Here is a 9,661-nt window from a genome sequence, read left to right as displayed (position 1 = left end):
AACCTTGTACGAGCCAAAAATACCTGAGTTGACCGAATCGTCTGGATTACAAGCCCTGTGAGGCTTAATTAAATTTTTGGGTCAAAAATGAGCGAACGTACAGTGATTAGACATCAACCGAATTTAATTATTGGTTCCCAGAACCCTAGTAGAGATGTAGCATTGCTACGTCTCTACCTTTTTTCCACCAGATGTCTAATATATTCAGTTAATTAAAAAGAATTACCAGGTTGCTGTAAAAACTCTTGTTCCTGGGCTGTCGAAGAGCGTCCTAAAATGGCGTTACGATGGGGAAAACGTCCAAAGCGTTCAATTATTTCCATGTGACTAATAGCAAATGCGATCGCACCACTACTATCGGGATATTGACTAAGTTGTTTAAACAAATCAACAGATTGACGTTGGTCGGTTAGATTTTCGCTATGTTCAAAGGGTAAGTAGATGAACCAGCGTTGTACAGGCAATAAGATGCGATCAAAACCTTTAGTGATGGCATTTTGTGCTGCTGATAGTGCTTTATCATCTGTTGCAAATGCTTTGGGGGTATGACGAAACAAGTTGCGGGGAAATTGATCGAGCAGCAAAATCAGGGCTAAACAGGTTTCGGCTGAATTTTTCCATTCATCAAGCAAACCCTGGGCAGCTTGCTCATAATCTTGGAGAAAGCGGGAACGGATTTCGCTATCAAATGCCGAATCTTGGGAAAACCAAACATTTTTCGGTTTGCCGTAACCTGGTTCAGTGGGAATGCCGAACCAAAAGTCGAGAATTGCGAATTGGTTTGACATGTCTTATTGGCTCTTACAAAGCACTTGCCTCATTTTACGCATATTCGCTGGTAATTCAAAATTCATTGCTTGCTGAATCAAAATGGCTGGCACTGGGATTGTTGGTGTCGCTTGAACAGCGTATTTTAGTAATGTACCGTTGCCAAAGTCTTGTAATTCAATATTTGCCGTAAAGTCATGGAAACTACCTTTCTCCAAGCGAAATTGAATCTTCTGTCCCAATTCTTCGGCGACATTGAGATAAATTTCGACTTGTGCGGTGAAAAATAAGAAAGCTTTTTGTGCTGCTTGGTACAGACGTTTTGGCTCTACCCGTTGTGTTGCAAAATCAGTTCGTCGGAAATCGGGATTTGGAGCTTCACTAGACACCAGTTCACTTTTAATGATATCTGGGAAATATTGTACCCAACGGGGGTAATCTGTGAGTTGTTGCCATGCGTGCGATCGCGTGATTGGTAAGTACATCCAAGCTGTCACTGCACCACCCCATGCTGTATGCGATCGCGTTTCTAAAATCACTTCTCCTTGCATGACTTTAGCTTGTTGTTCTGGACTCCATACCATATTTGAACCTGGAATTAACGAGTCTGAGCTATAAAATGCAGACATCATAATTTCCGCTACTCCTCATCACTGCTGCTGTTTTTGGAATTAAAATTCAATGCGAATCGAGTTTAACTCACTAATTGTAGTTCCAGTACAATATCTAAATTGTCCGGAAATTGTTGCTTCTTGGGTGATTATTCCCAAAAAATTCATCAAAAGTATGTCTTTTTTATAGCTTGATTTTGGCTTCTGTAAATATACTAGGTGGTTTCTGCAAACAAAAAACATCAAATTTACACTATTGTTAAACCTATTCTCAAAATTGTACCAGCCGTTTAAGTGTTTACTCTAAGTTTCCCATTCATCCACGTAGATAAGGCTTTTGCGAATGACAAGTTGAAAATATTACTACTACAAAATTGACCCATAATGATAGTTTATGCAAAAATATACCAACCAGTTATAGTCAGAAATCATACTTCTATCTGATTTTTGACCGCTTCATCGTATCTTTACCCTTTTGGTAATACTTTGACAAATCAAAAAAGATGAATCAGGAAACAAGTCTCAAAATTTGGTATTGGTGGAAATCGATTCCGAGTCATACTGGAACTAAGATAGGTATTGTGGAATAAACTTAAAGTGGAGAGGTAAATACTATGTCCCAATATTCAAAACTAAACCGTATATTTACTCAGGTTTTTGGCATGTTTTTTGGTGTTGCGATCGCAGTTTGGGTACTGCGAGGGTTTGGTATCCCAATTTTGACGGCAATTCCAGGGGGAGTCATTTGGCTGTTGCTGCTGCTCGCAATCGGAATGGGTATTATGGCTTATGTGCAGAAAACTTGGTGGCGTTTTTAGCTCCCTATCCCTGACTTGATTACTGAAGTTGGGGATATGAAGCTCGAAGTCATCCTCTAACAGGATTTGGGATTGACTCCACGGATAAATCCGAGGGTTTGTAGCATCAAGGAATTATTGGTCAGGGTTTGCCTGAATATTTACATGGTTTAAAGAAGGCTTAGTTGCTGCTACAATAGGAGGTTATAATTCCAACAATTTTTTATTTATTCTGTTTAAACTTCCAAAGTTATCCTGACGAAACTACCAGAAGTGCATCTACCCATAGGTATATTTTAAATTATTAAATATAATCTCAAGATAAAATTATGGCTCTTCCGTAGATGTTATGCTGAAATTTAAACAATAATTTGTAATTAGCCTTTAATAGCAAGACTTTTGGGGATTTTCATCCTTGATTTGATTCCAAAGGCTCAAAATCCAAGTTTAAAAGCTATCTTTATTACCCAGTAAGGAATTTGAGCTATTTTATCAGCGTTTTTAGCATAACAAGTAATGAAGAACCAAAATTATCAAGTTAAAGAACAATGGATAGAGAAAATCAAAAAATTTTACTGGTTGATGATCGACAAACAGATTTAGATTTTCTATCCGATATTCTCATCGATAAAGGCTATGTTGTCGAAAAGATTGATTCTGGGGAAAAAATAATGGTAACAACCCTTAATTTTCTTCCCGATTTAATTCTACTTGATATTAGAATGTCTAAGATTGATGGCTTTGAAGCATGTAAATACTTAAAAGCTAATCCTAATACCCAACATATTCCAATTATTTTTTTGAGTGCAGCAAGTGAAGCTGAGGATAAAATTACTGCGTTTAAAATTGGTGGTTGTGACTATATTACCAAACCCTTTCAACCCGAAGAAGTTTTAGTTAGGGTTGCCAATCAACTGCAAATTCAAAAATTGCAGAATCAATTGCGATTAAAAAATCAAAAATTAAATATTGAACTGGAAAATAAACAGTATTTAGCTGTGGAGTTGCAAAACCGCAATCAACAAATTGAATTGATTTTAAAAACAGCGCAAGTCGGAATATCACTGATAGATGAGCGCGGATATTTTGTAGAGACAAATCCTGCTTACTGTCAAATGTTTGGACTGACAAAAGACGAACTAATTGGACAATTATTTACGATTCATTACGCACATTTGAGTCAAACTGAACAAGCAAATTTAATTGACCAATATCGCGATCGCATTGTTCATAATACTCATCTAACTCACCAAAATATCACCTTCAACCACAAAAACCACTCCCTATTCGCTGGGGAGATGACATTGGGGGTATTTCAGAAGGAGAATGGTGAAAAGTATTCTGTAGTAACGGTTCTAGACAATAGCAAAAAATGCGATCGCGAACGTTATTTAGCTGCATTGGTGGAAATTAAGCGTCGATTATTAGCTTTTGATACCTATGTGGATTGCTACGGAGAAATTATTAAAATCCTGGGAAATGCTTCTCAAGCTAGTCGGGTTTACTTTTTTGAAAATCATCTAGCTACTGATGGTAGTTTGTTGATGAGTCAAAAAGCCGAGTGGTGTGCTGGGGGAATTGAATCTGAATTTAATAATCTGAAATTACAAAATATTTCCTACAGAGATTTTTTCCCTCGCTGGCAAGATGTACTCGCAAAAGGTGAATTTATTAGTGGTATTGTCAAAGATTTTCCCGATTCGGAACGTGAAATTCTCGAACCACAGAATATTCTCTCAATTTTAATTTTACCAATTATTGTTAAGGGTGAATTTACTGGCTTTTTGGGATTTGATAGCTGCGAGGATGTCAGAGTTTGGGAAGATGCAGAAATTGACTTTCTTCAAGCTGCGGCAACTTCCCTTGCTTTAGCACAGGAACGGGAACAAGCTGAAACTGCCCTCCAACGACAATTAGAGCGCAGCTATTTACTGAAAAATACTACTGATAAAATCCGCTCAGAACTTGATACTCAGAAGCTTTTTGCCACAGCCGCAGTGGAAATTGGTCAAGCTTTGAATGTTAGCAGAGTTTTAATTCATAGTTATGAAATTGGTGAAACTCCAAAAATTCCTATTTTAGGAGAATTTTTAGTTTCAGGTTGTGCTTCCCTACTGGATTTTGAAATTCCCATATTAGGAAATACACACTTAAAAAAAGTCCTATCGCAGGATAAAGCAGTAGCATCGGATGATGTATCTCAAGAAGCACTTTTGGAGAACCAGATTGATATTTGCCATCAATTTAATATCAAGTCGATGCTAGCAGTGCGAACATCCTATAAAGGTAATTTGAATGGCTTGATTTGCCTGCATCAGTGCGACAACCAACGCAAGTGGACAGAGGTAGAAATCGAATTGCTCGAATCTATTGCTGCACAATTTGGGATTGCCTTTTCCCAAACAAAGTTGTTGGAGAATGAAAAACAAGTAAATATCCAGCTTCAACAAGAAATTCATATTCGTCATCAAGCTGAAACCGCTTTGCGAGTCAGCGAACAAAAATTGCGTCAAAGTGCCGAAAAATTAAGTCAGCACAACTTAATTCTGACGGAAATCGCCAGTAAACAAGTATTATATCGAGGGGATTTCGATAGTGGATTAAGGGAGATTACGGAAGCAGGAGCTAGATGCGTTGCTGCTGAACGTTCAAATATCTGGCTTTATAGCGATACCCCATCAGGAATCAAATGCCTAGACTTATTTGAATCAAGTATTAATCAGCACAGTAAACCCGATATTCAACTTGCGATCGCAGCATATCCAGATTATTTTCAAGCATTAGATTCGGATCGAGTAATTATCAGCGAAAATCCGCTTACAGATTCCCTCACCAAAACACTTGCAGAATCCTATCTAATTCCCCACAATATTACCGCTCTTTTACACATACCTATACATTTAGGAGGAGTAACAGTTGGGGTATTGTGTTTAGAACAGGTGGGAATTCCCCATCAATGGACATTAGAAGATATTAACTTTGCGCGATCGCTCTCGAATTTGATTTCCCTATCATTAGAAGCACGACGTTCAACCCGTGCGGAAGCAAAACTTGCATCTGCTTTCCGTTCATCCCCCGATCCGATTGCACTAGCTACTTTCCCTGATGTGCGTTATGTCGAAGTTAACGACAATTTCTGTCGAGTTTTTGGGTACAATCGCGAAGAAATTATTAATCGTAGCGCGGTAGAAGTAGAAATTTGGGCAAATATCAATGATTGTACCCATATTTTAGAAATATTGGGGGAATCTCAAGCAATTAGTAATTATGAAGTTGAACTTCGCACCAATTTAGGTGAAATTAAAACAATGCTCTTCAGTGCGGAATTAATCGAGATTGACGCACAAAGGTATTTACTCGGTACAGCTAGGGATATTACCGAACGTAAGCAAGCCGAAAATGAGAGTCGCTTATTACTTCTAACAACCCAAGCAATTAGTCGAGCGGTAAATGTTGATAGTGCCATCTCCCTAGTACTGCGGTTAATTTACCAGACAATTGATTGGGATTTTGCCGAAGCTTGGGTTCCTACCGACTCAGGAGACAATTTAGAATATCGATTGGGATGGTATAGGGAAGATACTAAGCTGAAAGAATTTAGCGATCGCAGTTCCTCCATCACATTTTCCCACGGAATTGGATTACCGGGAAGGGTTTGGCAGAAGAAAAAACCGGAATGGATTGAGGATGTCACCAAAACCAGCGACACTTTATTTTTAAGAAAACAATTTGCTGAAGATGCGGAATTAAAAGCAGGCTTTGCCGTTCCCATCTTGGCAAAAGACAAAGTACTATTTGTCTTGGTATTTTTCAACAGCCTCAAATTACCCGTCGATTGCCGCTTACTGTATTTAGTTAGTACAGTTGCCTCCCAATTAGGTGTATTAATGCAGCGTAAAGAAGCAGAATCTGCCCATCGTCAAAGCGAAGAAAGGTTACAGCTTGCCCTCGTAGCTAGCGATTTGGGAATGTGGGATTGGAGCTTAGAAACTGGTAAAATATATCGTGATTGGCGTTGGAAGCGAATGCTGGGGTATGAAGAAAACGAAATTTCCGATACCCGTCAAGCCTTTCGAGAATTAGTCCATCCCGAAGATTTAGCTGTGATTAATTCAACTTTAGGAAAATATTTACGCGGTGAAAGTCCAATTTACCGGGTTGAATTTCGGATGCGGTCAAAATCGGGAGATTGGAAATGGATTCAATCCTGCGGCAAGGTTTTCGATCTCAATGAACGCAATAAACCCCTACGTTTGACGGGAACCCATCAAGATATTACCGAACGCAAACTTTTAGAACGGGAATTAGCATTAAAAGAGGCTCGTTTGAATGCCTTTTTTAACAATGCTCCCGTCGGTTTGTGCATCCTAGATAAAGAACTACGGTTTGTCCAGGTTAACCAACTGCTAGCGGAAATCAATGGTGTTTCAATTGTAGACCATATCGGGAAAACATTAAATCAAGTTTTATATCAAATTTCCGCTTTCATTGAACCCCTTTATCGACAGGTATTAACTACGGGAGAAGCAATTCTCAACCAAGAATTAAACGCTACATCCCCCAAAGAACCGGGTATTTTGCGAAACTTCCTAGTTTCCTATTTCCCCATACTTGGAGATGATGGGATACCATCCGATGTCGGCTCTGTGCTGGTTGAAATTACTGACCTCAAACGTGCCGAATTAGCCCTGATTGAAAGTGCCGATCGCGAACGAGCAGTAACCCAAGCAATTCAAAGAATGCGGCAAACATTGGACTTAGAAACCATCTTTGCAGCCACAACCCAAGAACTACGGCAAGTATTAGGATGCGATCGCGTAGTAGTTTACCGTTTTAACCCCGACTGGAGTGGTAAATTTGTTGCCGAATCCGTCGGAGATGGTTGGATTTCCCTAATTGAAGCACGCAAACAAAATCCCGATTTAACCGAAGGAGCCTTGGAAGACGAAAGTTGCATTGTTCAAAGAATGAACAGCAAGGCGAACCAAGTTGTTGATACCCACCTCCAAGATACCGAAGGAGGAGCTTACAGTCGTGGAGCTAGCTTTCTTTGCGTTTCCGACATCTACGGTGCTGGATTTGAAGATTGTTACATCCAACTCCTCGAAAGCTTCCAAGCAAAAGCATACATTACCGTTCCCATATTTTGCGGTGATAAACTTTGGGGATTACTCGCAAGCTATCAAAATAGCAGTTCCCGACATTGGAAAACAGGAGAAATTAACATTGTCGTCCAAATCGGCAACCAACTTGGTGTCGCACTCCAACAAGCCGAACTACTCGCAGTTAAACAACGTCAATCCCAAGCACTAGAAAAAGCTGCGATCGCGGCAGATGCAGCAAACCGTGCCAAAAGCGAATTCCTCGCGAACATGAGCCATGAGTTACGAACACCACTCAACGCCATCCTGGGATTTACGCAGTTAATGAGCCGGGATATCCTACTAAATAAAGAAAATCAACAAAACCTCACCATTATTAACCGTGCCGGAGAACACCTACTTAACCTGATCAACGACATTCTCGAAATGTCCAAAATCGAAGCCGGGAGAAGTTCTCTTAACCTCAGTAACTTTGATTTAATCAAACTACTAGAAAACCTCAAAGAAATGTTACAATATCGTGCCACAGCCAAAGATTTGGTACTGGTATTTGAATATGCAATTAACATTCCTCAGTACATCCAAGCTGATGCTAGTAAGTTGCGTCAAGTTTTACTTAACCTCTTAGGTAATGCGATTAAATTTACCAAAGTAGGTAGGGTGGTGTTACAGGTCTCTCTAGATGTAGTTGAGTTTACAGGTATTAAATATCTCAATTTTGAGGTCATAGATACGGGTTCCGGGATTGCAGCAGAAGAAATCAAATTACTTTTTGAAGCATTTGGGCAAACGGAAACGGGTAGAAATTCCCAACAAGGAACTGGTTTAGGACTAGCAATCAGTCGCAAATACATTCAGTTAATGGGTGGTAATATTTCCGTTAGCAGTACGGTGAATGTGGGTAGTAGATTCGCTTTTAATATTCAGATTGAGATGATTTCTGAAAAAGATATTTCTTCCACATCCAAACAAAAGCAAATAATTGGTTTAGCACCAGAACAATTAACCTATCGAATTTTAGTTGTTGATGATGCCGAGGATAGTCGAAATTTTTTAGTTAAATTACTTGGTTCAATTGGTTTTGCGGTCAAAGAAGCGACTAATGGGAATGAAGCTATTTCTGTATGGTCTTATTGGCAACCACACATGATATTAATGGATATGCGAATGCCAATTATGGATGGATATGAAGCAACAAAGGAAATTAAAAGACGTGAACACCAGCAGGGAGAAATACCTTGTCCATCAACGGAAACAGTAATTATAGCTCTCACCGCAAATGCATTTATAGAACAGCGTCAAGCTATTATTGAGTTAGGATGTGACGATTTTATTAACAAACCATTTCGCGATGATTTTCTCCTCGAAAAAATTCAGCAATATCTCAAAGTTGAATATATCTATCAAGAAGTAAATAATTCAACAGTTGATGATATTCACAATCAAAATCAACCGATTTTATCTGATATTGAACTTATTAAAATGCTTTCTCAATTTTCTGGGGAATGGTTAGAAAAATTACATAATTTTGCTGCTAGCTGTAGCGATGATTTGATAATTGATTTCCTCGAACAAATACCATCAGAAAGCGGATTACTCAAAGATTCTTTACATGAGTTAGCTCACAATTTCCAGTTTGAGAAAATTATGGAATTAACAAGTATTGTCCTGAATCAGGAGTCAACTACCTACACTAACTCGGATTACCCAGTATAGTGCAGGCTTGCAAAATACTTAGTTTACTAAGTTCACGGTATGCAACGTTCATAGTTGGTTAGGGCGTTAACTGAACCGTATTGGTGTATAGTCGATGATTTAGGAAAATTGGTAAAAAATATTCTCCTTTCCCTAACTGCATAAGTCATAAATGCTAACATTTATATACTTGATACCAGGATATAAAAAGGAGTGTCAATGTCAGCAGAAGACATTATGAAGGGTGCTTTATCTAGATATTGGAAAATCTGCCGCATTAGCTCAACACAAGTTCGTGCAGTATCCCCTGCCAACTATCGTAGTGGATATGAATATTTTCCAATCCTGACTGCACAATCGTTTGTGCAAGAAACAATCATTTCCCACTCTGAGGATGTGCAAACTGGACTTTTATCATATTTTCATGGCAAAAATCCGACTGTCACTCCTGAAAGTCGTGCTGATGCTGGATTGTGTTTGCGGTGTTACGTGTCCGAACCTATCCTGAAAGCATGTAAAAAAATTGACAATCTATTTGCTGGTAATAAAAGTTTTACATATGAAGATTTATTGGGATTTGTTTTAAATGATGACGGTCAAAAATTGGTAATTTTGGATAGCGATCGCAAAACTCAACTTGTCCTTAATCGCGATGGTCAAGCAAAGCCAACACCTTATCAGTATTTTA

4 protein-coding genes and 1 pseudogene are annotated in these 9,661 nt (G+C 38.8%); 3 read left to right on the top strand and 2 right to left on the bottom strand.

From position 1 onward, the window contains the following. Nucleotides 1-212: 212 nt before the first annotated feature. Together CK510_RS19995 and CK510_RS19990 are read right to left on the bottom strand one after the other, a co-directional pair. Nucleotides 213-788 (bottom strand): DUF924 family protein, encoded by a 576-nt coding sequence (locus tag CK510_RS19995; RefSeq protein WP_095723373.1) that lies wholly within the window; start codon nt 786-788, stop codon nt 213-215. Between the two features lie 3 nt (nt 789-791). Further along, a complete protein-coding gene (locus CK510_RS19990; RefSeq protein ID WP_095723372.1) occupies nt 792-1,397 on the bottom strand; it encodes an SRPBCC family protein in 606 nt (201 codons plus the stop codon). Nucleotides 1,398-1,993: 596 nt separating this feature from the next. Here CK510_RS19990 and CK510_RS19985 point away from each other — a divergent pair. From CK510_RS19985 to CK510_RS32890, 3 genes and pseudogenes are all read left to right on the top strand, one after another. Further along, complete coding sequence (locus tag CK510_RS19985; RefSeq protein ID WP_095723371.1) at nt 1,994-2,197, top strand: hypothetical protein; 204 nt, start codon at nt 1,994-1,996, stop codon at nt 2,195-2,197. A 527-nt stretch (nt 2,198-2,724) separates the two neighbouring features. Further along, nucleotides 2,725-8,994: a GAF domain-containing protein gene (locus tag CK510_RS19980; RefSeq protein WP_095723370.1), complete on the top strand. Its 6,270-nt coding sequence runs from the start codon at nt 2,725-2,727 to the stop codon at nt 8,992-8,994. 198 nt (nt 8,995-9,192) lie between these two features. Continuing rightward, nucleotides 9,193-9,661: pseudogene (locus CK510_RS32890) on the top strand (hypothetical protein); the annotation flags it as partial.

Origin of the sequence: Brunnivagina elsteri CCALA 953 (genome assembly GCF_002289455.1) — a bacterium.
GTDB classification, from domain to species: Bacteria; Cyanobacteriota; Cyanobacteriia; order Cyanobacteriales; family Nostocaceae; genus Brunnivagina; species Brunnivagina elsteri.
This window is presented reverse-complemented; position numbering and strand designations above follow the sequence as displayed.

Excerpts from the sequence above, each read along its gene's own strand:
- CK510_RS19995 (WP_095723373.1), bottom strand. The coding sequence starts at position 788 with ATGTCAAACCAATTCGCAATTCTCGACTTTTGGTTCGGCATTCCCACT.
- CK510_RS19990 (WP_095723372.1), bottom strand. The coding sequence starts at position 1,397 with ATGTCTGCATTTTATAGCTCAGACTCGTTAATTCCAGGTTCAAATATG.
- CK510_RS19985 (WP_095723371.1), top strand. The coding sequence starts at position 1,994 with ATGTCCCAATATTCAAAACTAAACCGTATATTTACTCAGGTTTTTGGC.
- CK510_RS19980 (WP_095723370.1), top strand. The coding sequence starts at position 2,725 with ATGGATAGAGAAAATCAAAAAATTTTACTGGTTGATGATCGACAAACA.